This is a genomic window from Pseudomonas sp. Irchel 3A18, assembly GCF_900187465.1.
Lineage (GTDB): Bacteria > Pseudomonadota > Gammaproteobacteria > Pseudomonadales > Pseudomonadaceae > Aquipseudomonas > Aquipseudomonas cichorii.
This window is the reverse complement of record NZ_FYDI01000005.1, coordinates 482,048-506,729: the sequence shown is the minus strand read 5'-3', so window position 1 is coordinate 506,729 and position 24,682 is coordinate 482,048. Positions and strand designations below refer to the sequence as shown.

Sequence of the window (24,682 nt, the reverse complement as noted above, 5' to 3'; positions counted from 1 at the left end):
CTCTTACATTTCCGTTGTGAAAAGGTCTGTCAAATGAACCCTGGCCTGGCTCATCCGATATCGTTACAAGTCCTTATCATCGAGGATAACCGCTTGCTTGCAGCCAACATGTTTGACTATCTGGAAGCCTGCGGACATATCCCGGATGCAGCACCCGATGGCCAGTCAGGGTTGAGCCTTGCGATCCAGAACCGCTACGACGCGATCATTCTGGACTGGATGTTGCCACGAATGGACGGCATGAGCGTCCTGCGCAAACTACGAGAGGAGCATAGGTGTATAACGCCCATTATCATGCTCACCGCCAAAGACCAGCTCGAAGGCAAATTGTTGAGTTTTGAACAGGGCGCAGACGACTACCTTGTCAAACCTGTTGCTTTGCCGGAGCTCGAAATCCGCTTGCGCGTCATGGTCAGTCGCGCCAAGGCCAGTGCGGCGGCAGGGCGCATATTGCGAATACGCGATTTGACATACAACCTGGACAGCCAGGAGGTTACAAGAGGCTTGCGCACGATAACGCTCTCCGGGACGCTGCGTAATGTCTTGGAGTTGTTGATGCGCGAGTCGCCAAGAACGGTACGTCGTGATCGTCTCGAGGGGTTGATCTGGGGCGAAAGTGTCCCGGATGGAGATCTGCTGCGCTCGCATATGCACCTGTTGCGTCGCGCCATCGATCAGCATGGCGAAGACAAGCTTCTCCATACGATTACCGGCACTGGCTATCGTCTGGGTGAGAGCGGCGAATGAAGTTTCCATGGCGATTGCAAAGCGTGCAGTGGCTGGTCAATGTGAGCTTTGCAATGTTTGGTGCGATGCTCACGCTAGGCCTCGTAGTCCAGGGCAAACTGAGTCAAGGCTTGGTTGAGCATCCGATCTGGCTGCAAGTACTGGAGTCGAGTACGCAGAATGTTCTGCAGTCTTCCCGAGCAGACTTTCGTGACTCGTTGCCCACCGAGGGTGCGGTGAAGGGGTGGCTGTTAACCCGTGATGGAACGTTACCCGCCGACATGCCAGCGTTTCTGGCTACGCTTGCACCTGGGTACTACAGGGAAGGCGAACTTGATAGCATCGCGGACTCTTCGTCGTTTTCCGGTGTGCTGTCTATTGTGACACCGAGGTGGGGGCCTTTTGCTGACGCTCCCGGTGACACCACTCGTGCCCGCGCTTACACCGCCTTGGTGACTTCTGTGCCGCAGGGGCGATTAGTCATGGCAATCGATATGACCGGTCTGGAAGACGAGCAGAACGCAAGCGTACAACTCAGCCTGGTGTTTCTGCTGTTCAATTTCATCCTGATCTGCCTGGTGATCCGATGGTTCCACCTGAGCCTGACCAGACCCATTGCGGACCTGGCATGGCGGATGCGCAAGCTCGATCCGTTGAAACCTTCGCAACGGATTCCGGCGACCTATCGTAAAAGCGAACTTAATACCATCGCCCAGGAAGCCAACGCGCACCTTGAGCGGGTCGAACTTGCGGTTGAGCGTGAGCGCAGCCTGCTGGACCAGGCCAGCCACGAATTTCGTACGCCTCTGGCCATTATTTCCGGGGCTGCGGATGTGCTTCATAAACAACAATTGCCCGAACGGGCGCAGCGGCCGTTGCGTCGGATTGACGAAGCAGTGGATACACTCACGCAGATCATGGAAGCGCTGTTGTACCTGTCACGCGAGCCAAGCCCTCAAGAGCGAAAACAAGTCACGGTGCTGCACGGGCTGCTTCCTGAACTGGTGAATGACCACACCTACCTGCTTTCTGGAAAACCAGTGCGTTATGTGTTGGGAGATATCGAACCTTTAACCTTGCAGGCCCCTGAATCCATGGTGCGAATCGCGGCAGGCAATTTGCTCAGAAACGCTGCGGAGCATACCCACGAAGGCGAAATCCATGTGTCGCTTGTGGATGGGAAATTGTGTATCCGTGACTCCGGCTCCGGCTTCGATGCAACCCAGGCGGCCTATCGCTTCACTGAATCGCTCAAGCAATCGGGGCAACGGGCAGGCGGTGCAGGGCTGGGTCTGTTTCTGACCCAGCGCATCTGCGAGCGGTTCGGCTGGCAACTGACCCTTGAGTCGTCCTTGTCTGTTGGAACTTCAGCGATTATTGATTTCATGCCGGATCACGCGTGATTTACATCGCATCAGGACGACGATTTCAACAGATTCCACAGAACCTCATCATTGAAGTCACGGATCACGCTTTTGGCGCCCGCTTCTCGCAGTTGGTGTTCATCAAGCCCCGACAGGACGCCGAAGGTATGGATGCCAGCGGCGTTCGCTGACTGTACACCCGCCAGCGAGTCCTCGAAGGCCAGCGCGTTGTCGGCGCTCACGCCCAGCAGTTCCAGAGCGGTCAGGTAGGGCATGGGGTGGGGTTTGCCGCGCTCCAGTTCTCCGCCGATGACGATGGTCTCGAAACGATCGACGATCCCCAGGCCGGTCAACATGGCCATTGCGTTCTCTCGTGGCGCGTTGGTCACAACGGCAGTGCGCAGGCCGGTGTCCTGTGCATGATCGAGAATGCGCAAGACGCCAGGCACGGGGATGGTTTCTCCCAGTTGAGCGCGGAACATGGCTTCTTTCTGAGCGGCCAGATCAGCGTATTGTGAGGCGGGAATGTCGGGGAACAGGCCACCGAAAATCATGTCATCCGGGAAGCCCATGACATGGGCCTTGTAGTAGCCGATGTCCATCGAGCGATCCCAGCGTGCCAGCAACTGGTTGTAGGCGTTCAGGTGCAGTTCATCGGTATCGATGAGGGTTCCGTCCAGATCGAACAACAGCGCAGAAAGGGCCATTGGTTCTTACTCCTTTAAGTGTTCAGTAGTGTTGCCCAGCGACCAGACACCCCGCAGGGCCGGTACCAGCGGCAACATGAGCAGGGGATAGACGATCAGCAGGCTGAATGCGGCTTCGACCCCTATGCGTTCTGACAGCACACCCAGCAGAAACGGTGCCAGCAACAACGCGACGCCCACGGCCTGTGAAGCCTGGGTACTGAGTGCCGAGCTTGCCTGAGGCGCGATGCGCATGGCAGAGCCCAGAATCAGAGGGAAGAAATTGCCCAGACAGGCGCCCAGTACAAAGATGAATATCGCTGTACCGACCAGCCCCTCTGTAAACGACAGCACCAGCAGTGTAGCAATGGCACTCAGAATCACCGAACTCAGCAATGTCAGCGGTGATATACGACGCAAGGCATAGCTGCTGGCCAGACGTCCGCAGACGGTGCCGGCAAAGTAAAGACTCATCAGGGTTGCGGCCACCGATGCGCTGGTCTGCACATGGGTCTTGATATATTCCGCACCCCAGAAGCCCACACCCCATTCTGCGGAGATCCCCAGTATCACCAGCGCCCACAGACTGAGCCGGGTCAGGCGCTGCGCATCCGTGGTGTCCGTGGCTGTTTCCGGTGAGGCAGTCTGGTCAGGCTCTGGTCGATGGATCGTCTGCGGTGCGCAGAACATCACCAAGGCCCACGCGCTGATGATCAGCGGAGCCGTGCGCCAGGACAGGCCCATGGCCGTCGCGGCCCCGACCAGCAGCGCACCGCCCAGCACACAGAGCCCGGCCACAATATGCGCTTCCACCAGTTTCGCGGCAGCCTGCTGGCGATAGCGTTTGCCGAGCATGGCCTGGCCGACGGCCATGACCAGCCCCCCGGACAAGCCCATGAGTACGCTGCCCGGCAGGGTCATCGGCAAGCCGCCCGCGATGGCGAACAGTCCGCTCGCCAGCACGATCGACCCTATTGCGATACGCCCGGTGCCGATTGGCAAGGCCCTTCGCTCAAGCCAGCGATAGGGTATTCCGATCATCACCAGCCCCAATGCATAGGCCGCAAAATGCAGACCGGTCCAGCGCAGGTCCAGACCGAATTCGGCACGCAGAAAGGGCATCAGGGGGCCGAGCATGCCTTGTTGAGCGCCGAACAGGCCGAACATCAGGTAAATCGCCCAGGGGCGTCGCTCCGTGTGAGCTGTGTCTGTCATAGGCCAGCCTTTGTGTCGAACAGTGAGTGCCAGCGTGCGCAACGAGCAACCTTGGTGTGGCTGGCCTCGATGGCATCCAGCGCTTTCAGCTCGACCGCTGCCAGTGTGTCGCTGGACACACCGCCGACCACGACCTTGCCGTAGCTTCTGCTGATTGCCGCAGCGTGCGGCGAGAGCATCCAGTTGAGCGCCTTTATCGCCTCGGTTGCCCGTGACGAACCGGCGCGGCAGCCGAATACTTCAAACTCGTAGCGCCGGGCATCAGCGGGGACACACCAGCGCAAGGACAAATGCTGCGCCGCTGCGCGAGTGGCCGCCGTGGACACTGTCACCCCGACCAATGCACGGCCTTCAAGTACGGCTTCTATCGGCGCCGTCGAAGATCCGCTGATCGAAGGTCTTAGCTGCGCAACGTCGGCCAGCATCTCCCAGGCCCCATCGCCGTAATGCTCCAGCAGTGCGCTCAAGTGCAGATAACCGGCCCCCGAGCGTCCCGGATCTGGCAGGGCAATGCGTTGCGACCATGCCGGTGCGCAGAGCGCTTCCCAGGAGAGTGGCGTCTTCAGGCCGTTTGCGGCGAGTACCTGCGGGTCGTAGCAAAAGGCGGGCACGAAGCCTGACGGGCTGAACCAGCGTCTGTCGACTGCAATCGCCTCGGGAGGCAATGTCGAGTCATCCAGGCCGTCAAGAACCCGCAACTGTGAAGCCAGTGCGGGATCGAGGAGGGCGGTGGCAGCAGTTCCCAGCAGCAGGTCCCAGTCACCCGCCGTGCCGTTGATCACCCGCTCGATCAACTCCGAAGTGGACCAGCGCGACAGGCGCACAGGCACGCCTACATGCTCGCTGATACCTGCCATGAACTCGGCAAGCTCTGCGTGTTCCATCGAACTGATAGCGATAAGTTCATCCATGCCCGGCCTCACTCCAGCAGTCGATGCAGTTTGGCATATTGCAGTAGCATGATGGTCTTGCCGTCGCAGATCGCGCCGGTCTCGATCATCGACAGCGCTTCGTCCAGAGGCAGTTCGAGGACTTCGATGTCTTCGCCTTCGTCCTCAAGACCGCCCCCGGCGCTCAGCTTGTCTTCGTCGAAATACTCCCCGACAAAAAAGTACAAGCGTTCGGTGACCGATCCCGGGCTCATGAAGGCTTCAAACACCTTGCGTACTTCCTGGATGCGATAACCGGTTTCTTCCTCGGTTTCCTTGCGGATGCAGGTTTGAGGATCGTCCCGGTCCAGCAGCCCGGCGCAGGTTTCGACCAGCATGCCGTCGTGTTCGTTGACGAAGGCGGGAAAGCGGAACTGCCGGGTCAGGACGACAGTCTGTTTCAGCTTGCTGTAGAGCAGGATGGTTGCGCCGTTGCCCCGGTCATAGGTTTCACGGGTCAGGGTGCTCCAGGTGCCGTTATTGCTCTGAAAGTCGTACGTGGTCTTGCGCAGGACGTACCAGTTGTCCGACAGCACTTCGACCTTCTTGATCTGCACCCGGTCCTTGGTAGGAATGGCCTTGCTCATGGCTTGGCTCCCAGGTGAGTGGCGTTGGGCGCAACGGTCAGCAGGCGTGCGACCATCTCCGGATCGCGATGCTCCGGTGCCGTCATCACGGCCGTATCCAGCGCGTGGTCGCACCCGGCCGAGCAGGCGCCCTGGTGTTCACCCAGCCGGGTGACGGCTTCGGTGACCAGGCGGCGGGTCAGGGTAAAGGTGTCGGCCATGCGCTCGGCAACCAGGGTGGCGTTCACGTCTTCGTGGGACTCGTGCCAGCAATCGAAGTCGGTGGGGATGGCAATCATCGCGTAGCAAAGCTCTGCTTCGCGAGCCAGCTTGGCTTCGGGCATGGCGGTCATGCCGATCACGGTGCCGCCCCACTGGCGATAGAGGTGGGATTCGGCGCGGGTCGAAAACTGCGGTCCTTCCATGACCACGTAAGTGCCGCCATTGAGGGCTTGCACGTCAGCGGTTTCTGCGGCGGTTGCCAGTACCGAGCGCATGCGTCCGCACACCGGGTCGCCAAACGGTACATGGCCCACCAGACCGGGTCCGAAGAAAGTCTTGTCACGCTTGATCGTGCGGTCGATGTATTGATCGATCAGCACGAAGCTGCCTGGTGGCGCATCGTGGGTCAGGCTGCCCACGGCACTGACCGATAACACCTGCGTACAGCCGACACTGCGCAGCGCAGCGATGTTGGCCCGCACATTGATGAAGGCTGGCGGGATGGTGTGTCCGACGCCGTGGCGCTGCACGAAGGCCACCGGCACATTGTTGAGCGTGCCCAGGGTGATGGCTGACGAAGGTTTGCCGAACGCGGTCTCGCATTCGACCAGCTCGATATCCTTCAGGCCGGGCAGTTGTTGAAGACCGCTGCCGCCAATGATGCCGATACGTTGAACCTGCTGCTGTGTCGATGAGTTATTCACACGCTGCCTCTCGTCTTCAGGGTGTTTTCTGGGTGTCCGGTGGTCACCAGACGTTCATACAGTTCGGAAAGCGCAGTAGGTGCGCTGCCGCGCCTGAGCAGCAGGCCTTCACTGGCGTTGTTGCTGTAGCGGGGTTCATGAATCTTCAGGTGTCGGTCGATGGCTGGCAGGTAGTTCCAGCGAACGCCGGGGTACAGCGAGTGGGCCAGATGGTAGGCATCGGACGTCGGTGCGATGAACACGCGGATCAGCCATCCGCTGATGCCGAAATAATCGGTGGGGCGGCCTGCCAGGTATTCGAGGTCGCGTCGGTCTCGGGATGTTCCTTCGACAAACCAGCGGTGTTCGGTGAGCAGCGATACCCAGGCAAAGACCGGGTATGAGGTCATCAGCGGCACCAGCCAGCCAAACAGCACGCCTTTCCAGCCTCCAGCCCAGTAGAGCAGGGCGGCGACGGCTATCAGACACAGCACCCGGAGCACCGTCGTCAGCCGCGAATGGTTCAACAGGCTGTTGCGTGCCATGGTTGTCAGGTTGACCCAGGCGCCACCAGGCGTCAGCGGGTAAAGCAGCAGCGTATGGAAACTGCTGGATGAAATGCCTGCCACATAGCCACCGGCCTGGACCCTGGCCCGGTTCGGATCACGGTCGGGGTGATTGGGGTTGCGATGGTGTTCCATCGTGTGGGTCTGATGGCGACTGCGCATGTCGCGTTTGAACGCTGGAAACTGATAGAAAACGTTACTCAGCCACCACTGCCATTCATGGTTGGGGCACAACGCGAAATGCACGGCGTTGTGTCCGAATTCCTGCAGTGCGCGCAGGCGTCCGCCGCTCCAGAGCACCACCACCAGCCACATCAGCGGCGTCGAGTAGATCGATGCCAGCAGCACGGCGGCCACGATATCCAGCCAGGTCCAGATGAAGGGCAGTGGCGCGAGCCATCCATCCCATGGCCGGTAGTAGTGTTCCTTGCGGCCGGCAATCCGTGGCTCCAGCTTCAGCAGCCGCAGAATGCGCTGATGGTCGCGGTAGTAAAAGGCGACCAGCGCGCGCAATGCCAATGCAGTCGCGATCAGGCCGATCAGCACCATGTGCGAGGTGGTCATGGTCAGGCCTCCCCGGTTTCGGCGCAGAGTGCCTGAGCAGGTGCAAAGCGTTGCAGCAGTTCGTCCAGGCTGTTGAGCAGCGGCGCACCGCTGACGCGCAGTCGTTCGCTGTTCTGATGGCCTGTCGAGACCAGCACCGGCGACCAGCCCACCGCATTCGCTACCTCGAAATCGTGCAGCGTGTCGCCGACGAACAGGGTTCGTGAGGCGGGTGTCCCCAGCGTCTCTTGCAGCACAATGGCCTCGGCCGTCTTGCTGGTCGCCTGGTTATGGCTCAGCCCCACGACATGTTCGAAATAGTCATACAGGCCTTTGGCCCTAAGGGTCTGCACCAGCACATCGCAATGCGACGCCGAGAGTATCGAGACGCCGATACCGGCACGTTTTGCGGCGTCGAGAAACTCGATCACGCCCGGGTGCAGCGGGCAGTGAGCGACATTCGCGTCGAAGTGCTCCAGATAACGCTGGACGATGGTGGAGAAGGGCACGCGATCCAGATCGAAACCGAGCGCCGCGTAGAAACCGGCAATGGGAAAGTCGAACTGAGCCCTGTACCGCTCAGCGGTAATGGGCGGGACATCGAAGTGCTCGCCGCAGCGATTTACGGCGAAGACAGCAAGATCGATATCGTCGATCAAGGTACCGTTCCAGTCGAACACCACATGTTCGATGCCGGAAAAATGCAGGGGGTCGTCGATCATTGTCGGCTGTTCCAGGGAAGTAGGGCATTGAGTGCGATGCGCGACGCAATCGCCGGCGCGTAGAGCCGGCTGGGGTCCACCACCAGATTGGTCACACCGATTTGTGTTTCCAGCGCCCGGCGATTGTTTGCCGAGAGCTTGCCAAGCCCGGCGCCGTACCAATGGTCGAAGCGGGTGCGCCAGGTGCGTTCGCCGGAGGTTTCCGGGAAGCGGAAATCTTCGGTCGTGGCCATGTTCCATGCGCCGTCGACCACACCACACAGCAAGCCTTGCAACTGATGGCAACTGAGTGAACGCTCTAGCAGCGCGTCCAGGCGGTTGTCGATGCAGTCGGCTTCGAGTGCGCCGATGGTCATGCCCTGGCTGTACAGCGGGTTCATGCTGCTCAAGGCATCACCCACGACCAGCAAACCTTCCGGCCAGTGTTCGAGGCGGTCGTAATGGGTGCGGCGGCTGCCGGGCATCTTGAACGTGAAGACCTCCGACAGCGGCTCGGCCTCTCGGATGACTTCGTGGATATCAGGCACCGGCAGGTTGGCCAGTGCCTGCAGAAAATCGTCCGGGTCCTTGCCGGGAAAGTGGCCGAACCAGCCACCGGTGGTCACCATCCAGCGGTCACCCTCGATGGGACTGATGACCCCCATGGAGCGTTGTTCCGGAGCCGCTGGCAACACCAGCAGCACTTGCCATTGCTCGGCGAAAGCGGGGAGCCGCTTGTAGATGCGCGATGCATAACCCAGCTCGGTCTTGACCACGCTGTTCTGCACCGTGCCGAAGCCGGCCTCTTTCAGCCAGGAGGGCATGTGCGTGCCCCGGCCACTGGAGTCCACCAGCAGGTCGCAAGGCAGGTGGTGCGCACCCGAGCCGTTGTCGATGTTCACGCCTTTGACATGGCGCTGTCTGTCGGCACCGGCAAATTCGATCCCTGTCACTCGCGTGCTGGACAGAATCTCGACCTGGGGTACTGTCGTCAGGCAGCGGCGCAACTGGTTGTCGATGAGTCTGCGGCTGCAATAGTGGGCATGGATGCCGCTGCGGTAACGGTTTTTCCAGCGGCCGCGCTGATACCACTTCACATCGTGTCCCAGATCCGCTACCTGGGCACCGTCCTGTTCCAGCGCACTCAGCAGGCCAGGGAAAATGCCTTCCATGATCTGCTTGCCGCGCAATAGCAGAAGATGCACGTGGTGTTCCTGTGGAAGGCTTTGGCGCGGACCGGTTTCGTCGTAGAAATCACTTTTCTCGATCACGGTGACACGCTCGAAGCGCCGCGCCAGCACGGCAGCGGTCAGGCAGCCGGTCACGCTGCCGCCGATCACCACCGCATGGCCCGAGCGTGTGCCCGATTCAGTTGGGAGAGTAGTCATTGAGCACCTTGGCGATGTAATGCAGGTCGTCGTCCTTCAGATCCGGGTGCAATGGCACCGTCGTCAATGAACGCAGCAACCTGGCGGCGTTGGGGCAATCGCGGTGATACCGGGTCAGTAACGGCAGTTGGTACAGCGGCTGGTTGTCGTACTTGCCGATATCGGACTCGATACCGTGCCGCTGCTGGTAATGCACCAGTTGGCGACCGTCATGCCCCACCGATTGCAGCAACAACGAATAGCCGTTCACCACACCACCGGGGACCACTGGCATTTCACGAAACGCCGGGTTGTCCAGCAGGCCCAGAAGCCGTTCTCGATTGCTCAGGCGTTGCTCCAGATGTGCATTGAGCTGACGTGACCGGGCCAGGCCCAGGGCAGCCTGCAGCCCGCCCAGTTTCAGGTTGATGCCCAGGGACTCGCCAGTCAGATTGCCGAAGCGGGTGTAGGCGCGAATCCGCCGTGCCCGCTCATCGTCATCGGTCATCACGAAGCCGCCTTCGCCGGTGGAGATGAACTTGCAGTCATGGGTGCTGAAGCAACTGATGTCGCCATGACGTGCCAGCCATGTTCCGTCCAGACGGGTCATGTGGGCGTGAGCCAGATCCTGGATCAGCGGGATTCCGGCTTCCTTCACAAAAGCCCAGGTCGCGTTCGAGTTGACCGGATAACCCCACATCGGTACTTCGATCACTGCACAGGTCCGCGGCCTGATACAGCGCCGCAGATCCAGCGGGTCCAGACCGAAACTGTCCGGCGCGACATCGCAGAACACCGGTGCAAGCCCCATCGCGAGAATGGGCAGTACCGTACAGATCGGTCCTGTCGGGGCGACGATGACTTCATCGCCCGGCCGGAAGTCGACGCCGGCCAGCGCGGCCGTCACCGAAGCCGCACCGGACGAAACGCTGATCACATGCTTGATGCCGTACAGCGCAGCAATCGCGGCTTCGTATTCCTCGACAATCGGCGAGGTACCCGTCAGGCCCGAGTGCAGGGCCCTTTCCAGCTCGCGAAGGTCGTCAGCCGAGTGCAGGGTGCCTTTCTGGGTAACGGTTCTCAGGTTCATGGCGACACCTTTTTTCCCACCAGATCCCACAGCGCATCGTCTGCGAAGACTCGGTCTACCATTCGCCGGAAGTTGGGAAACATCTGCAGCGCTGCTGTTTCCTGATGGCTGAAGAATCGCGCATTTTCCACCTCTCTGTCGTCCGGGCAGGCGAGCAGAGGGGTTGCCGTGACATAGATCAGGTCCAGGTGATAGTGCGGCCCGCGCTTGTCATCGATGTATTCGCACAACACCCGGTAGGGTTGATGCAATACGGTGACGTCGGTTTCGATATCGGCAAGTTCCTCATCGCGCTCGCCAAGCAGTTCGGCGCGGATGCCCGTTTCCTCGAAAATCTCCCTCAGTACGGCTACGTCGGGTGTTTCTCCCTGTTCGATGTGACCGCCCGGATACAGCCAGACACCGAGCTTGCGGTGATGCAACAGCAGCATCTTCCTGTCCGGGTTCAAGACGAACCCGGACGCGGTGAAATGCCGATCCAGTTGTGAGCGATCGAGAGGGGCCGTCATTCAGGCGGCACCGTACTGGTTGATGCGTTCTGCCATGTAGTCCAGTTCCGTCTGGGTAATATCCGGATGAACCGGAATTGTCGTCATGCCTGCCAGCAAGGCTTCTGCATTTGGACACTCGTTGCGGTATTGGGCAAGTGCCGGGAACTCATAGAGCGCCTTGCAGCCATAGCGCTTGATGTCGGAAGGGATGCCCGCATCATCGAGGTAGTCGATGAAAGCACGGTTGTCGGCAAAATGTAGCTCAAGGTTGAGGAAGTAATAGTTCGGCTGGCCGCCATCGATGATTTTTTTCTCCCGGACCTTGCTGTGATCCAGCTTGCTGAGGAAGTAGGCCGCGTTTTCCCGGCGTTTCTCGATTTGCCCGGCCAGGGACGCCAGACGGCTGCCGCCCAGGGCTGCCGGCAGTGCCGCGAGCTTGTAATTGAGACCGAAATCCTTGCCATTGAGGTTGCCGAAGCGGCTGTAGTCGCGGCAGCGCTTTGCCAGTGCATCGTCGTCGGTGAGGATGAAACCGCCTTCTCCGGTCGCCAGTGGCTTGCGCTCGTGGGTGCTGAAGCAGGACAGGTCACCGAACTGCGACAGTGGACGGCCCTGCAGGGTCGTGCCATGGGAGTGAGCCAGGTCCAGAATCAGCTTGATGCCCAGTTCATGGGTCAGCAGGCGCAACTCGTCGACTTCGCTCGGGTAGCCCCACATCGGGATGTCGATGATGGCCTTGGTGTTCGGCGTGATGCGAGCCTTGATCGAGGCCGGGTCTGCACCGAAACCATGGGCGCGGGTATCGACGAAGATGGGGTTGGCGCCGGCGGCAATGATCGGGTAGATGGTACACAGCGGGCAGCTAGGCGTCAGTAGGACGTCATCGCCCGGACCCACGCCCGATGCGTAAATAGCCACGCTGAGGGCTGCGCCGCCTGACGACACGGCAATGGCATGCTGCGCCTCGAACCACTCGGCAAGTTTGCTTTCGTATTCGCCCACCACATCGCTGGTGCCCGACAACGGACGTTCCAGGGTCAGTTTCATGGTGAGCAGGTCGTCCGCGTATACCGGGCGATATTTATCGGAAACGGAAACGGGAGCGTGTGCATTTGCGGTGCTGGAAAGATTGGCTGACATTTTCATGGATTCCGTAACAGGCTTTGGTTGGGCTCAAGCGCTAAGGGCAAGATTTTGTTCGGCTGCGTCGCAGATGCTCTCGATCACCTTGTAAGTCGCACGCAAGCTTTCAAAGCTCGCTTCAAAGGCGGTGTTGGTGCGCACGGCATGGAAGAACTTTTCCAGCTCGCCGAAATAACCGCTGCGCTCATAGCCGGAATCCAGTGGCCCTGGCTGCCACGCCCCACGCCAGCGTTTGGCGGTACCTGTGGCACTGGTGCCGTGCTCCGGCTCGTGCATGGTGATGTTCCAGAGGTTGTTGAGCTCCACCATCATCGAGTTCGAGCTGACAATCTTCATGTCGAATTCAAAGTAGGGGAACAGGGTGCCGCTGAGCAGGCTGACACTGGCACCTGTGGTGAATTGCAGTTCGAGGCTGACCAGCAACGAGTCGCCATGACGCTGCACCCGGGACTCGATATCACGCAGTTCGCCGCCACCGAAGGTCACGCCCAGGTCGATGGTGTGAATGGCCTGGGCCAGCAGGAAGGAGCGCAGTGTCGAGTCCAGGCCCCAGAGCGGCGACGTGGGTTTGCTTGCATAGTGGTTGAGCTGAACATGCACGGTCTGGCCGAACTGTTCTGTGCTGGTCATCTTGCGCAACTGCTGCATGGGCTTGGCGAACTTGAAGTTCATGCCGACGCCGGTAACCACTTTGGCATCGTTGCTGGCAGCGATCAGTGCTTCCAGTTCGTCGAGTGTGAAGCAAGGTGGTTTCTCGACGAATACGTGTACACCCTTGGCCATGGCCTTGAACGAAAGGTCGCGGTGCGCCTGGGGCGGGCAGGCCATGACCACTGCATCGAGCCTGGCGGATGCCAGCATTTCGTCGAAGCTGTCGGTGATCATCACGTTGGATACGAAACGATTGATTTGTTCGGCACGGGTACGGTCACTGTCGCAGACCGCCACGATACGAATATCCGGCATTTGCAGAAGTGTGGGCAGCAGATTTTCCTGCATCTGTGCGCCGAGACCAACGATACCAACTCTGAGTCCAGTCATAGTTATCTCCATCTTGGAAAGATTCATATTTCATTGGAAGTACGGACGAGCGCGTACACGAATTCCGTAACGGATTGTCGGGCGGACAAACCGAATAAGTTCAGCGTTCGTTTTTAAACAGTTAGAGCAAGAGGTGTGTATTGAACCGGCTAATGAAAACGCTCTTCGCTGTTTTCAGCCAGTCTTGTGAGGGGTGTCATCAAGTCAGGAATATTATGGGGCTGCAGTGTGTCGCAAGCGTCGCGCATCAGGCCTTGAGAGCGGGGTGTGAGGATGTTTACGAACCGGGAACGCAATGAGATTGCAGGGTCCGGGTTTGCTTCGGAAAGTGCGAACATTCTTGCGAATTGTTCATGTGTTGCCTTGAACGAGGAGCGGCAGTTGCTTTTCTGATCAGTATTCATAATACAAATCTTCCGTGATTGCCTGATTCAAACTTCAACATAGTCCGTGTTGAAGCCACTGCGTCAGTGTGTCTTGCTGACTGAGTACGAGGCTGAATCTATAGGCGGGCTTTGTGCGTGGCAACCCGGCCTATAGAACGGAAAATTATAAAAGGCAGTGCGTTATTTATTCGTTGGATATTAGGTGTTTTTGTTACGCGGGTAAGTATATTGATTTATAAGGAAAAAATTCGGCGTATTTTTCTTTGTTTATGAGGCCTCAATAGTGAGGCATCTCGATCGTGTCCCCTTTTGCCTGTTCATCGATTTCGCGTAACAAACGATAAACCTGCGCCACAGCCTGCAGGGTGGCCCGTGGAATGAACTGCCCGACGTTTTCGCGATACAGCGTCCGTGCCAGCCAGACGAAGCGCACCACGGGCACGCCAGCCTTGCGGGCGCGCTCGATGAGTTCCCGGGCATCGGCGTCGCGACCCTTGCAAATGATACGCGGCAGCGGAGTCTGTTCAGGGCGATAGAAGAGCGCCACGGCGAAGTGGGTCGGGTTGACCAGCAGCATGTCGGCGTCTTCGACCGGTGCCTGGGCCGGGGCCGCGGAGCCGGGTTTCTCGGAGATTTCCCGGGCCAGGGACTTGCGGTGGGACTTCATGTGCGGGTCGCCTTCGGACTCCTTGTACTCCTTGCGGATATCTTCATGGCTCATGCGCTGACCCTTGATGAAGAAGTACTTCTGCAGGGCGAAGTCAAGGATTGCCAGCACCAGCAGCAAACCCAGACAGATACGTGACAGGCGTCTGAACAGGTCGACCAGCGCTTTCCAGTAACTGTCCAGATCCGTCTGGGCAAGGCCGATCAGGTCGCCCAGTGACGGCGGCAGGAGCCAATACAGCACGAGGGTGATCATCACCGCCTTGCACAGGCTGTTGAACAGGTTGAACAACTGGCGCGAAGAGAACATCTGCTGGAACTGATTGATGGGGTTCAGGCGCTCGAAGTCTAGCTTCAGGGCCTCGGTGGCGAACAGCGGCCCGAACTGGACCCAGCCGCCCACCAGACGCATGACGGCGGCAACCCCCAGGACCGGGAGCATGAACAGCAGCAGCTCCAGGCCAGCCTTGGTCATCACTTCGCCAAGGGCGGCGCCGAAAGGCCGATCCAGCTCCATCATGGGCAGAATCATCAGCTCTTTGAGGCGCTCCATGCCGGAGTCCACCATGGCCAGGATCATCTCGATCAAGGCCGCGAAAATGAACAGTTTGGGAATATCCTGACTTTGCCCGACCTGACCTTTCTTGCGTGCGTCGTCGAGCTTTTTCTGCGTGGGTTCTTCGGTTTTTTCGCTCATGGTCCGGCTTCCGGCAGAGGGCGGTCAGGGGATCTGCAACATCAGCGGCAGCAAGTGCTTCAAGTCTTTCAGTTCATCCAGGCGCCCTTCGCCAAGCCAGGTGAGCATGGGCATGTACAGCACCAGAAAGCCCAGGCCTACAAGGCTCTTGGCAGGCATCGCCAGGGTCGAGACCTGCAGTTGCGGGCTGTACAGGCTGAGAATCGCCATGCCGAATTCGATCAGCAGCAACAGGCCTACCAGCGGCGCGGCGTACAACACCATGAAGCGGAACGTGCTGGCGACCAGCTTGAGATAGACCTCGAACCCCTCGGGGCCGGTGACGGGCACCCATTGGGTGGCGGGCCAGATCAGATAACTGTCCCACATGATCTGGGTCAGGCTGGCATAACCGCCGCCCAGGATCATCAGCAGGATCATGACCTGCTTGAGCATGTGGCCCAGTTCCGAGGTGTTGTCGCCCAGTGCCGGGTTGATCTGGCCTCCCACCAGCGCGCCACGCTGGTTGTCGAACAGGCAGCCGATGGACTCGAACAGCCAGAAGGGCATGGCCAGCAACAGGCCCAGCAGCAGACCGATGATGCTTTCCTTGAGCAACAGCGCCGTCAGGTCCAGCCAGTCGAGGGTCTGACCGGTAAGGGACGCGCGAATGCTGGGCATCGGGAACAGGGCCAGGGCCAGCACGATGGTGTGCCGCAGCATGCCCTTGAGTTCGGTGAACGCGAACGCCGGAATCAGGAACAGGCACGGGTACAGCCTTGCCATGCCGATGGTCAGGGCAATAATCGATTCGCTGACTTCCTTGAACGGGAGTTCAAACATCTCAAGGCCTCGTCTGACCGATCATGTTGAAAGACAGGTAGGCCAGTTGCATGAGTTCGATACCTATCCAGCGTCCGGTCAGCGCCAGTGCCACGCCTACGGCAACCAGTTTGATGGCGAATGGCAGAGTCTGATCCTGCAACTGCATCACCGCCTGCAGCAGCGAAGTGATGACACCGACAATCACCGCCACGATCAGCGCCGGAGCGGACAGCACCACCACCAGCAACATGGCCTGCTTGAAAAGCGTCAGGGTTTCCATAAAGCCTCGGCGGATCACATGTAGCTGTAGAAGAGCCCGTCGAGCAGGCGGGTCCAGCCATCCACCAGCACGAACAGGAGGATTTTCAGCGGTAGCGAGATGGTCATCGGCGCAACCATCTGCATGCCCAGGGCCAGCAGAATGTTCGAGACAATCAGGTCGATGACGATGAACGGGATATAGATCAGAAAGCCGATCTGAAAACCGGCCTGCAACTCGGACAGCACGAAGGCCGGCACCACCAGCAGCAGGTCATCGCGGCTGGCCTGGGACGACATTTCCTTGGGCCACATGCGCTGGGTGTTTTCCAGCAGGTGGGTCTGGATGTCCGGGTCGATGTTGCGGGTCATGAACAGGCGCAGCGGCTCGATTACATGTTTGCCGGCGCTTTCCATGGCGGCAAAGTTGTCCAGCCGATCGGGGAGTTTCTTGACCCGTTGCCCCATTTCGTTGAACACCGGCGCCATGATGAACAGGGTGGCGGCCAGGGCAATGCCATACAGCGCCATGTTCGGCGGCGCCTGCTGGACACCGATGGCGTTGCGGGTGATCAGCAACACCATGGCGATCTTCAGGAAGGCCGTGCAGATGATCATCAGCAATGGCACCAGTGACAGGGCCCCAAGAAACAGGGCCAGCGTCAGTGGGTTGGCATCCTGAAGGTTCACCGCAAAGCTTCCATGCGGGTGATCTGCAGGCCCAGACGTCCTTCGACATCCACCAGCTCGCCATGTGCCAGGGCACGTTCGCCATGAAACAGCATGGCATTGCCCGGCGTGCAGCCGTTGAAGGTCAGTACGGAGCCGACAGACAGTGAGCGCAACTGACCCAGACTCAGAGAAAGATTGCCCGCCCGCAACGTCAGGGCCAGGGCCAGGTCGTTGAAGCGTTCCAGATCGTCGCTTCCGTCAGCCGCGTTTTCGGCGAAGTCTTCATGTTCCTGCAGATGGATATCGTCGAGCAGGATCGGGTTATCGCTGTCGGACGCCGCAAAGTGGTCGATAGTGGCATTCATGGTGTCTTGCTCCAGTTCGGTAAGGGTGAAGCACAATGCGTTGGCGGATTCCTGGACCAGGCTCAGGCGGCAGGAGCCCAGTTGCAGTATTCCGTGGCCATCGGGGGTAAACAGTGGGTGATCAGGCAGCAGCACATCGCCCGGGCGCAGGCCTTTCAATTGCTTGTAGGTCAGTGCCAGATGGCCCAGCAGCAACGGGGTGTTTATGGGCCACGGCCAGGTCTTGCCGACGGACCTGTGCTGCCATTGGCCGCGGTCCAGCAGGTCGAGCAGGGTGGCGGGCGGCGCCGAGAGCCGCGAGCAGACCCGCAAACCGTTGATGCGTGCTTCCAGCAGGCAGTCCAGCCCTTGTTCATTGGGCTGATCAAGCGGTTGCAGGGAGCCGAACAGGTGTTGCAGTTCCGGGCTCAGGTAATGGTTGTAAAGCTGCCAGTACCATTGATGGTCTTCACTGTTGTCCGATTGCTGCAACAGAGCCGGGCAACTGGACAACAGACCCAGCAGAGCTTCGGTGTTGGTCAGTCGCAAAGGTCCGGATGCACATTCCAGATAACCTTCGTCAACGCTCTGGCCGGGCATGGGCGCCAGGCGCAGGGCCAGTTGGCCTTTTTGCCGGTTGAGCTGGAAAGGCAGGCTCAGACCGGTGCCTATCCGCTGCCTGATCGAAGCCTCGGTGGTGCTGACGGGTCTGAGGGCAAGTGCCTGTGCATTCATTTCAATGACCTGCCTGATCGAGAGTGAGCCTGACGCGACGTCCCAACCGCTGGCTGAGCCATTCACGACTGGCTTCGCGGTTTTCCTGACAGCGTTGCAATGCGGTATCACGGGCAAAGCGCAGGGCAATATCCAGGCCGTCGCTGCGCGGGATGACCTGCACGGTTATCTTGCCCAGTTCCGGTAGCTCGAAGATGGCCTCCATGGGTTCCATTTCGTTGCTGGCCAGGTGTTCCTCGATCGGGTTGAGCAGGGAATCCCACAAGGCCTCGACCGGTGCCGGTGGTAACGAGGCATTGCCGCCATGCTTTTCCCCGTCGCGCCAGCCATCGCTCAGCCCTTGTGGCTGGTCGTTGCCCAGCCAGAAGACGTTGTCGTTGGACGCGGTCATCATCTGCTCGAAGAGTTCGCCTTCTTCCAGGGTTTCATGAGGCACATGCTCGCCGCGTTCGTGTTTGATTGGCGTGGCCGTGTTCTCGCTGCTGCTGTTATTGCTGCTGCGAGGCTTGGGCGGCTCCTGCGGGCGAGGAGGCGTAGGTTTGTGGGGGACAGGCTTGGTGTTCATGAGGCCTCCCGAGCGAGATCCATCAGGTAATCGAGTTTTTCAACATCACGCTGGCGTTTGCGCAGTTCCGTGTGGCTGTCGTCAGTCCACATTTTCTGCTGGCGATGTTCATGCTGCAGATTGCTCAGGTGCTTTTCGTTGCGCTCGATATGCCGGATGGTCTGACGTTCCTGTGCCAGCCAGTCATTCATTTCGCTCAGGGGCAGCGGGCGGTTTGAATGGCGCTCGCGCTGCTCGATGCGTGACTGCCGATAGGCCTGGTGCAACGACTCAAGGTCCTGGGTCATCTGATGCAGACGGGTCTGCAGCTCGTTGAGCACCTGGTTCTGGCGACGCCAGGCCTGTTCGGCCAGGGTCAGGCGATGCCGACGGATCGGCGCCAGGATATCCAGGGTCTCGCCAAGGCTGTTCATTTGCGGATCATTGGCCGAATCCAGCAGGTCAAGGTCATCGTGGGACATCAGCAGTTACCTGTATGAGGTGGTCCAGGGTATCTTCCAGCGACACCGGATCTCGTAGCGATTGCTGCAGAAAATCCATGATCTGATCGCGCGATTGCACAGCGAAGTCGGTCAATGGATCGTTCCCCTGTTGGTACTCACCCAGCTTGATCAACATTTCAACTTGCTGATAAGCAGCCAACAGTCTGCGTATCTGTGTGGCACCCTTGACCTGTTCGGTTCCCACCACATTGCTCATCGTTCGACTCAGGCTGGTGAGAATGTCCACGGCCGGGTAATGGCCGCGCTCTGCCAGGCGCCGAGAGAGCACGATATGGCCGTCCAGCAGGGAGCGAACTTCGTCGGCTACCGGGTCGTTCATCGAGTCCTGTTCGATCAGAACCGAATACAGGGCCGTGATGGCGCCGGTCCGGGTTCGCCCGGCGCGCTCCACCAGACGCGGCAGCAGGCTGTAGACCGACGGTGGAAGCCCGCCGCGACCGGCCGGCTCGCCACTGGCCAGGCCGATTTCCCGCTGGGCCCGTGCGAAACGGGTGAGAGAGTCGATGATCAGCAGGGTCGATTTGCCTTGCTGTCGGAAGCCTTCGGCGATGGTGGTGGCGGTGAAGGCGGCCCGGGCACGCTCCATGCTGCTGCGGTCCGAAGTGGAGCAGACCAGTACGGTTCGCGAGCGCAGTTCTTCGTCCAGCTCGTGGTCGAGAAACTCGCGCAATTCACGTCCGCGTTCACCGATCAGACCGAACACAATCGCCTCGCAGGGCGTATTGCGCGCCATCTCTGCCAGCAGCGTGGTCTTGCCGCAACCCGCCCCGGCGAACAGCCCGACCCGTTGGCCTTCGCCAAGGGTCAGAAGCCCGTCGATGGCGCGCAGGCCGGTGGACAGCGGCGCTTCGATCCTGGGACGCTCGGTGGCGGGCGGCGCATCGCGAATCACCGGCTGGGCACCCGCTGCGCCGGACAGGGCAAAGGCCGAAGGCCCATCACCGCTGAGCGATCGGCCGAAACCATCCAGCACCGAGCCCAGCAGGTATTCACCCACCACCAGGCTGTGGGGCTGGAACAGTGGCCTGACCGGCGCGCCGATGGCGATACCGTCCAGCGCCCCGAGGGCCGCGAGCAAAGTGTGTTGGCGATCGAAGCCCACGATTTCGGCCATGACTTCACTGCCGTCGGCCCGACGAATTTCGCACAGATCCCCGATACGGGCCTGAGGCATGTGGCTGTGCAAGAGGATGCCTTTGACACCGGCGATACGGCCCATGACCTCGACCGGTGCGCAGCGTTGCAGTCGCTCGCTGTGTTCCTGGCGCCAGCTGTCCAGAGGTGTCATGGTCGACTCCATCACCAGCTCACCTCCACACGCCGCTCACCCTCGAACACCACTTTGTGTTCGTTGATGTCCACGAAGCGCACGCCATCGACTTCATCGCCCAGGAACAGGCGTCGGCCATCGCTGGTCAGGACACTGGCCAGGCGTGTGTTGCTGATCTGAATAATGGTGAAGGGCAATTCGGCAGTGGCGGCGGGCAGGGCGTTGAGCACTTGCAGCGGGCTTTTGTACTGGCGATCGAAGTGCAACAGCATGCGCGAGGTGGATTGCAGCAGGTCGTCTTCGTCGAAAGGGCCGTGCAGGAATATCTTTCCTTCTTCTTCGGCCAGGGTGATGCGTTTTTGCAGCTCGCGTTCTTCAAGCATCTTGGTGAGGACTTTCTTGACCTCGGTGGCATCCTTGAGCTCGATTTTGGAGGGCTTGATCGGCGCGGGCGGTGCAGGCTCCTGTTGATTGACCAGCCAGAACAGCGCGCCCAGAAAGACCACCAGTGAACCGGCCAGCAGTAAAGGCCCGAGCAGTGAACGCGGTGCCCGTTTGAGCGCCGGTGCTTCACGCTCGGCCACAAGCTCCTCGGGTTCCGGTTCGGGTTCAGGGCCGTATGCCTGTTCGAGCTCCGGGTCGTTGAGGGCCTGTGCAAAGTCCCGTGCAGAAGTCTCAGGTTGTTCTTCGTCCTCTTCGGTCGGCCATTCGGTGTTGGCGCTGAGCACCGATAACCACACGCCATTGAGGGCAAAGGGCGTACCCGGCTCAAGCTGGGTGATGCCCTCGATCTTGTGGCCCTCGCTGTCGGTGACTGCACCTTCGCTGCTGGCCAGCGACCAGGTGCTGTCCACCAGCCGCAGCATGCAGTGGCTGTCCTTGATGCCGGGATCGTACAGCGCAAGGTCTGCGCCGCTGGATGAGCCGATGCTCCATTGATCGCCGTTCAAGGGCAGTGCCGCGCCCCGATGCAGGCCGGTCAGTACCCGTAGTTCGTAGTGTTTCTTGGTTTCCATAGGGACTCCGTCAGGCTAGCAGGGCTTGTGCTTCATCCAGGTCGATGCGACCCAGGACCTTGACTTGCACCGTGGACAACAACTCGGCGAAAGACAGCACGGGTACGTGGTTGAACTCATCTGCCAGCAGGCTGTGCAAGGGGCTGCGCAAATCCTGGGCAACCAGCAGGATGGCCTTGGGGCTTGATGGCGGGTTCGATTGCAGGGCGAAGGCTTCGCGCAACTGTTCGAGCAGCGCACTGCCCAGCTCGGGCTCAAGGGCAAAGTAGGATTCGTTCTGGGTCTGGCGCAGGGCATCGCGCAGCAATACTTCCGTTTCCGGCGTCACCAGCCAGGTGTGGAGGGTGTTTTCTTCACTGTGTTGATGACAGATCTGCGCCTTGAGGGCGATGCGCACATAGTCGGTCAGGGCATTGAGGTCGCGCTCATGCTGGCCTTGTTCGATCAGGGTTTCGGCAATCGGCCTGACCGAGCGCAACGAAACCAGTTCGGCAGAAAGACGTTGCAACACGGCAGCAAAGCGCGCCAAAGGCAAGGTGCGTTGCAGCTCCTGGGCCAGTTCCGGTTGTTCGGACTCCAGCCAGCTGAGGATCGCCTTGCTTTCCTGAAGACCGATGAATTGCGGGCCGGTGGCCTGGAAGGCGCGGCTCATGCGCTCCAGGATCAGCTCATGAGGCCGTATGCCGACGATGTCCTCGTCCTCGAACAGCGGATCGTTTGCATCCACCCACATCCACTGGGCTTCGTCGCGATCGACCCGTCCGGGTTCGCCGGGCTGGTCTTCCTCCACATCACGGATATCGACGGCCACGTGGGTCAGGGAAATGGTGGCGCGTACAAAAGGCACTTCATAAACGCAGAAGCGGAATTCGTCGATTTCGCAACTTTCCACGAACTCGATATCGAAGGAGGGCAGCGTCAGGCCGAAGTTGTGAACCAGTGTGTTGCGGCGCTGGCGAATGCCTTGAATCAGCATGTCGAGCTCCATCAAACCCTGATGGCTTGGGTGAAACTGCAGCAGGTAGGCCCGTGACGGGTTGAAGCGGCGGATATCCTCGCGACCATTGAGTTCGGGCGCGGCATTGCGGGCGGAGCCGACCTGATCCTGATAAAGCTCTTTCTGACGAATCCGCCACAACTGGATCAGACCGCTGAACAGGCACAGCGAGCTGATGCACGCAAACACAAGGGTCGGCATCCCCGGAATCAGGCCGAACCCCATCATCCCGATGGAGGCGAATACCCAGGCCTTTGGCTGGCTGGTGAGCTGTTCGGCGATTTCGTGACCGATGTTGGCGTCGGCGGTCTGACTGTCAGGGGCTACACGGGTGATGATCATGCCTGCGGTCAGGGAGATCAGCAGCGCAGGGATCTGAGCGATCAGGCCGTCACCGATGGTCAGTACCGAATACAGGTGCATGGCATCACCGGCTTCCATGCCGTGTTGCAGCACGCCGATGGAAAAACCACCGATCAGGTTGATGAACACGATCACCAGGCCGGCGATGGCATCACCCTTCACGAACTTCATCGCACCGTCCATCGCACCGAACAGCTGGCTTTCCTTGGACAACTGCTCACGGCGATGCCGGGCTTCGCGCACGTTGATCAGGTTGGCCCGCAGGTCGCTGTCGATGGACATCTGCTTGCCGGGCATTGCGTCCAGGGTGAAGCGTGCCGCCACTTCCGCAACCCGCTCCGAGCCCTTGGTGATCACCAGAAAGTTGACGATGGTCAGGATCAGGAAGATCACCAGACCCACTGCCAGGTTGCCGCCGACCACGAAACTGCCGAATGCTTCGACGATATGGCCGGCATCCTGTTGCAGCAGAATCAGGCGGGTGGTGGCAATCGACAAGGCCAGACGAAACATGGTGGTCAGCAGCAACACCGCCGGGAAGGTCGAGAACGCCAGCGGGCGCGGCAGGTACATCGCCAACACGATAAGCAATGACGAAATACAGATGTTCAGGGCGATCAGCACGTCCACCAGCGCGGTGGGCAAGGGCAGGATCATCATGAACACGATGGCCATGACCATGATCGCGCCAACGATTTCCGTGCGCCTCATCACCGCCAGCGCGAGGTTGTTGAGTGCATGGATGATGCGAATCATTGGATGGTTCTCCCGGCATCTTCAATGCCCATGGCCTTGCGTTCCTGGCGAGACAATTCATCCATGAGGCCCTGTAACAGGCGCAGGCCGTTCTGGCGGGTTTTCAGGTCCTTCCACAACGGCAGAGGCAGGTTTTGCAGCAACGGGTACAGGCCGTTGAAGAACAGCGGTTGCAGGTTGGGCGTGCGACCAATGGTTTCTTCGGCCAGCAATGTCAGGTCGCGGGCGAAGAAGCCGTTGCCGCAGAAACGCAGCACTCGTTTGCTCATGCCCAGTGCGGTCATGGCGCTGTCGGGAGATTTCTTTGCCAGGCGTTCAAGCAGCGCCAGGCAGGTTTTCAGCAGGTTGTTCAACTGGCCGCTGGCGCCCAGGCCTCGCAGCATCGAGCGCAGTACGCCGCCCGGCAGTGAAGGGGCGAGGGCGGCAATGTCGTCTGCCAGCGCTCGCTGCAGGGTGCGCAGGCCGCGGGCGAACTGATCTTCATTGAAGCGTTCGAGCAAGGCTTCCAGCAGGGTTGCCAGCGGCTGCTGACCTACGATTGCCTTGTAATAGAGCTGACGCATCAGGCTGCGTTGCTGAGGGTCGCTGCTGAACAGGGCGATGGCGCTGGCGGTATTCAAACCGGCGCGAATCTTGTCGCCATGGGTCAGGCGCAGCTCTTCAAGCATGGTCTGAGCCTGGTCGTGACTGGTTTCGCTGCCTTCGGCAACGGACAGGCGCACCACCTGCTGCAACAGAATGTCGGCCCGCGCCGGGTCGTTGTCCGCCATCTTCAGCAGGTCAGGCATCGAACTGCCTTGCTGCATCATCTGGATCTGCATGCGCCTGGCCTGCTGCTCCAGGGTTGGCTGCTCGCTGTTATCGAGCAGGCGGTACATCTCGGCCAGTTTCTCGATGCGTTCGATACGTTGCGAACTGCCGGACTCGCGAACATGTCGCTCGTCCAGTCCCTTGCTGTGGCGCTCCACGCTTTCACTGAACTTCATCGCCACTTCTTCCATGGAATCGAGCAATGGATTCTTGGGAGCGAACGATCGTGTTTCCGCAACAGGCGGGCGAGGGAGCGGCTCCAGGTCAGCAGGCCGCATATCTGGGAAGGAGTTGATTTTCATGGGCTGCGCTATCGCCTCGGAACATGTGTTTGCTGAGTGGCGTTTAAGCGCAACCGGTTCCTGCAATACGGTGTTTTGAATGCTGTGCCAGTTCTTGCACAGCCTTTATGTCGAGAATGCAACAAATGGCACAAAACACCCTTTTTATTGCCTTTAAATCCTTATAAAACAATGACTTGAAAATATTAAATAGTTGGTACGTTCG

At 59.7% G+C, this 24,682-nt stretch carries 25 protein-coding genes; 2 read left to right on the top strand and 23 right to left on the bottom strand.

Features of this window, described 5'->3' with window-relative positions:
• Positions 1-33 precede the first annotated feature (33 nt).
• Both CKW23_RS13125 and CKW23_RS13120 read left to right on the top strand, forming a co-directional pair.
• Complete coding sequence (locus CKW23_RS13125) at positions 34-747, top strand: response regulator transcription factor (RefSeq protein ID WP_038399792.1); 714 nt, start codon at positions 34-36, stop codon at positions 745-747.
• Positions 744-2,129, top strand: a complete 1,386-nt coding sequence (locus CKW23_RS13120; RefSeq protein ID WP_025259548.1) for a HAMP domain-containing sensor histidine kinase — start codon at positions 744-746, stop codon at positions 2,127-2,129. Before CKW23_RS13125 ends, CKW23_RS13120 begins: the two co-directional genes overlap by 4 nt.
• Positions 2,130-2,140: 11 nt before the next feature.
• Here the strand turns inward: CKW23_RS13120 and CKW23_RS13115 are convergent, their stop codons facing one another.
• The 23 genes from CKW23_RS13115 to sctW form a co-directional block, all read right to left on the bottom strand.
• Positions 2,141-2,797 (bottom strand): HAD family phosphatase, encoded by a 657-nt coding sequence (locus tag CKW23_RS13115; RefSeq protein ID WP_025259549.1) that lies wholly within the window; start codon positions 2,795-2,797, stop codon positions 2,141-2,143.
• Between the two features lie 6 nt (positions 2,798-2,803).
• On the bottom strand, positions 2,804-3,991 hold the full coding sequence (locus CKW23_RS13110; protein ID WP_236249377.1) for a sugar MFS transporter: 1,188 nt from the start codon (positions 3,989-3,991) through the stop codon (positions 2,804-2,806).
• Complete coding sequence (locus CKW23_RS13105; RefSeq protein WP_095067695.1) at positions 3,988-4,902, bottom strand: ABC transporter substrate-binding protein; 915 nt, start codon at positions 4,900-4,902, stop codon at positions 3,988-3,990. Before CKW23_RS13105 ends, CKW23_RS13110 begins: the two co-directional genes overlap by 4 nt.
• A gap of 8 nt (positions 4,903-4,910) precedes the next feature.
• Positions 4,911-5,507 (bottom strand): GDP-mannose pyrophosphatase NudK, encoded by a 597-nt coding sequence (gene nudK, locus CKW23_RS13100; protein ID WP_025259552.1) that lies wholly within the window; start codon positions 5,505-5,507, stop codon positions 4,911-4,913.
• The gene (mtnP, locus tag CKW23_RS13095) at positions 5,504-6,412 is read right to left on the bottom strand and encodes an S-methyl-5'-thioadenosine phosphorylase (RefSeq protein WP_025259553.1); all 909 of its coding nucleotides are present in this window, start codon (positions 6,410-6,412) and stop codon (positions 5,504-5,506) included. Before mtnP ends, nudK begins: the two co-directional genes overlap by 4 nt.
• Positions 6,409-7,521: a fatty acid desaturase gene (locus tag CKW23_RS13090; RefSeq protein ID WP_025259554.1), complete on the bottom strand. Its 1,113-nt coding sequence runs from the start codon at positions 7,519-7,521 to the stop codon at positions 6,409-6,411. The genes mtnP and CKW23_RS13090 overlap by 4 nt, the downstream gene beginning before the upstream one ends.
• A 2-nt stretch (positions 7,522-7,523) precedes the next feature.
• Complete coding sequence (locus tag CKW23_RS13085; RefSeq protein ID WP_025259555.1) at positions 7,524-8,222, bottom strand: HAD family hydrolase; 699 nt, start codon at positions 8,220-8,222, stop codon at positions 7,524-7,526.
• The gene (locus tag CKW23_RS13080; RefSeq protein WP_025259556.1) at positions 8,219-9,589 is read right to left on the bottom strand and encodes an NAD(P)/FAD-dependent oxidoreductase; all 1,371 of its coding nucleotides are present in this window, start codon (positions 9,587-9,589) and stop codon (positions 8,219-8,221) included. The genes CKW23_RS13085 and CKW23_RS13080 overlap by 4 nt, the downstream gene beginning before the upstream one ends.
• On the bottom strand, positions 9,570-10,658 hold the full coding sequence (locus tag CKW23_RS13075; protein WP_095067694.1) for a DegT/DnrJ/EryC1/StrS family aminotransferase: 1,089 nt from the start codon (positions 10,656-10,658) through the stop codon (positions 9,570-9,572). The genes CKW23_RS13080 and CKW23_RS13075 overlap by 20 nt, the downstream gene beginning before the upstream one ends.
• A complete protein-coding gene (locus CKW23_RS13070) occupies positions 10,655-11,167 on the bottom strand; it encodes an NUDIX hydrolase (RefSeq protein ID WP_025259558.1) in 513 nt (170 codons plus the stop codon). Before CKW23_RS13070 ends, CKW23_RS13075 begins: the two co-directional genes overlap by 4 nt.
• Positions 11,168-12,289 carry a DegT/DnrJ/EryC1/StrS aminotransferase family protein gene (locus tag CKW23_RS13065; protein WP_095067693.1) on the bottom strand — a complete coding sequence of 374 codons (1,122 nt, stop codon included), beginning with the start codon at positions 12,287-12,289 and terminating at the stop codon, positions 11,168-11,170.
• Between the two features lie 33 nt (positions 12,290-12,322).
• Positions 12,323-13,333, bottom strand: a complete 1,011-nt coding sequence (locus CKW23_RS13060; RefSeq protein WP_025259560.1) for a Gfo/Idh/MocA family protein — start codon at positions 13,331-13,333, stop codon at positions 12,323-12,325.
• 663 nt (positions 13,334-13,996) lie between these two features.
• Complete coding sequence (gene sctU / locus CKW23_RS13055) at positions 13,997-15,082, bottom strand: type III secretion system export apparatus subunit SctU (RefSeq protein WP_095067692.1); 1,086 nt, start codon at positions 15,080-15,082, stop codon at positions 13,997-13,999.
• A 24-nt stretch (positions 15,083-15,106) separates the two neighbouring features.
• Entirely contained in the window at positions 15,107-15,904 is a 798-nt protein-coding gene (gene sctT, locus CKW23_RS13050; protein ID WP_025259562.1) for a type III secretion system export apparatus subunit SctT, read from the bottom strand.
• A gap of 1 nt (position 15,905) precedes the next feature.
• On the bottom strand, positions 15,906-16,166 hold the full coding sequence (gene sctS / locus CKW23_RS13045; RefSeq protein WP_025259563.1) for a type III secretion system export apparatus subunit SctS: 261 nt from the start codon (positions 16,164-16,166) through the stop codon (positions 15,906-15,908).
• Between the two features lie 14 nt (positions 16,167-16,180).
• Entirely contained in the window at positions 16,181-16,834 is a 654-nt protein-coding gene (gene sctR / locus CKW23_RS13040; RefSeq protein ID WP_025259564.1) for a type III secretion system export apparatus subunit SctR, read from the bottom strand.
• The gene (gene sctQ / locus CKW23_RS13035; protein WP_095067691.1) at positions 16,831-17,895 is read right to left on the bottom strand and encodes a type III secretion system cytoplasmic ring protein SctQ; all 1,065 of its coding nucleotides are present in this window, start codon (positions 17,893-17,895) and stop codon (positions 16,831-16,833) included. Before sctQ ends, sctR begins: the two co-directional genes overlap by 4 nt.
• Before the next feature lies 1 nt (position 17,896).
• Positions 17,897-18,460, bottom strand: coding sequence for a type III secretion system HrpP C-terminal domain-containing protein (locus tag CKW23_RS13030; RefSeq protein ID WP_025259566.1), 564 nt, complete (start codon positions 18,458-18,460; stop codon positions 17,897-17,899).
• Positions 18,457-18,921, bottom strand: a complete 465-nt coding sequence (locus tag CKW23_RS13025; RefSeq protein WP_025259567.1) for a hypothetical protein — start codon at positions 18,919-18,921, stop codon at positions 18,457-18,459. The genes CKW23_RS13030 and CKW23_RS13025 overlap by 4 nt, the downstream gene beginning before the upstream one ends.
• Positions 18,908-20,251, bottom strand: coding sequence for a FliI/YscN family ATPase (locus CKW23_RS13020; protein ID WP_200985986.1), 1,344 nt, complete (start codon positions 20,249-20,251; stop codon positions 18,908-18,910). The genes CKW23_RS13025 and CKW23_RS13020 overlap by 14 nt, the downstream gene beginning before the upstream one ends.
• An 11-nt stretch (positions 20,252-20,262) precedes the next feature.
• A complete protein-coding gene (locus CKW23_RS13015; RefSeq protein ID WP_025259569.1) occupies positions 20,263-21,249 on the bottom strand; it encodes an FHA domain-containing protein in 987 nt (328 codons plus the stop codon).
• 10 nt (positions 21,250-21,259) lie between these two features.
• The gene (gene sctV / locus CKW23_RS13010; RefSeq protein WP_025259570.1) at positions 21,260-23,365 is read right to left on the bottom strand and encodes a type III secretion system export apparatus subunit SctV; all 2,106 of its coding nucleotides are present in this window, start codon (positions 23,363-23,365) and stop codon (positions 21,260-21,262) included.
• On the bottom strand, positions 23,362-24,351 hold the full coding sequence (sctW, locus tag CKW23_RS13005; RefSeq protein ID WP_236249376.1) for a type III secretion system gatekeeper subunit SctW: 990 nt from the start codon (positions 24,349-24,351) through the stop codon (positions 23,362-23,364). Before sctW ends, sctV begins: the two co-directional genes overlap by 4 nt.
• Between the last annotated feature and the right edge of the window lie 331 nt (positions 24,352-24,682).

Coding starts and splice junctions, on each gene's coding strand:
- CKW23_RS13080 (WP_025259556.1), bottom strand. CDS start 9,589: ATGACTACTCTCCCAACTGAATCGGGCACACGCTCGGGCCATGCGGTG.
- sctW (WP_236249376.1), bottom strand. CDS start 24,351: ATGAAGTTCAGTGAAAGCGTGGAGCGCCACAGCAAGGGACTGGACGAG.
- CKW23_RS13115 (WP_025259549.1), bottom strand. CDS start 2,797: ATGGCCCTTTCTGCGCTGTTGTTCGATCTGGACGGAACCCTCATCGAT.
- sctQ (WP_095067691.1), bottom strand. CDS start 17,895: ATGAATGCACAGGCACTTGCCCTCAGACCCGTCAGCACCACCGAGGCT.
- CKW23_RS13015 (WP_025259569.1), bottom strand. CDS start 21,249: ATGGAAACCAAGAAACACTACGAACTACGGGTACTGACCGGCCTGCAT.
- sctU (WP_095067692.1), bottom strand. CDS start 15,082: ATGAGCGAAAAAACCGAAGAACCCACGCAGAAAAAGCTCGACGACGCA.
- CKW23_RS13020 (WP_200985986.1), bottom strand. CDS start 20,251: ATGACACCTCTGGACAGCTGGCGCCAGGAACACAGCGAGCGACTGCAA.
- CKW23_RS13075 (WP_095067694.1), bottom strand. CDS start 10,658: ATGAACCTGAGAACCGTTACCCAGAAAGGCACCCTGCACTCGGCTGAC.
- nudK (WP_025259552.1), bottom strand. CDS start 5,507: ATGAGCAAGGCCATTCCTACCAAGGACCGGGTGCAGATCAAGAAGGTC.
- sctV (WP_025259570.1), bottom strand. CDS start 23,365: ATGATTCGCATCATCCATGCACTCAACAACCTCGCGCTGGCGGTGATG.
- sctS (WP_025259563.1), bottom strand. CDS start 16,166: ATGGAAACCCTGACGCTTTTCAAGCAGGCCATGTTGCTGGTGGTGGTG.
- CKW23_RS13070 (WP_025259558.1), bottom strand. CDS start 11,167: ATGACGGCCCCTCTCGATCGCTCACAACTGGATCGGCATTTCACCGCG.
- CKW23_RS13120 (WP_025259548.1), top strand. CDS start 744: ATGAAGTTTCCATGGCGATTGCAAAGCGTGCAGTGGCTGGTCAATGTG.
- CKW23_RS13110 (WP_236249377.1), bottom strand. CDS start 3,991: ATGACAGACACAGCTCACACGGAGCGACGCCCCTGGGCGATTTACCTG.
- sctT (WP_025259562.1), bottom strand. CDS start 15,904: ATGTTTGAACTCCCGTTCAAGGAAGTCAGCGAATCGATTATTGCCCTG.
- CKW23_RS13090 (WP_025259554.1), bottom strand. CDS start 7,521: ATGACCACCTCGCACATGGTGCTGATCGGCCTGATCGCGACTGCATTG.
- CKW23_RS13125 (WP_038399792.1), top strand. CDS start 34: ATGAACCCTGGCCTGGCTCATCCGATATCGTTACAAGTCCTTATCATC.
- CKW23_RS13105 (WP_095067695.1), bottom strand. CDS start 4,902: ATGGATGAACTTATCGCTATCAGTTCGATGGAACACGCAGAGCTTGCC.
- CKW23_RS13030 (WP_025259566.1), bottom strand. CDS start 18,460: ATGAACACCAAGCCTGTCCCCCACAAACCTACGCCTCCTCGCCCGCAG.
- CKW23_RS13060 (WP_025259560.1), bottom strand. CDS start 13,333: ATGACTGGACTCAGAGTTGGTATCGTTGGTCTCGGCGCACAGATGCAG.
- CKW23_RS13025 (WP_025259567.1), bottom strand. CDS start 18,921: ATGTCCCACGATGACCTTGACCTGCTGGATTCGGCCAATGATCCGCAA.
- CKW23_RS13085 (WP_025259555.1), bottom strand. CDS start 8,222: ATGATCGACGACCCCCTGCATTTTTCCGGCATCGAACATGTGGTGTTC.
- CKW23_RS13065 (WP_095067693.1), bottom strand. CDS start 12,289: ATGTCAGCCAATCTTTCCAGCACCGCAAATGCACACGCTCCCGTTTCC.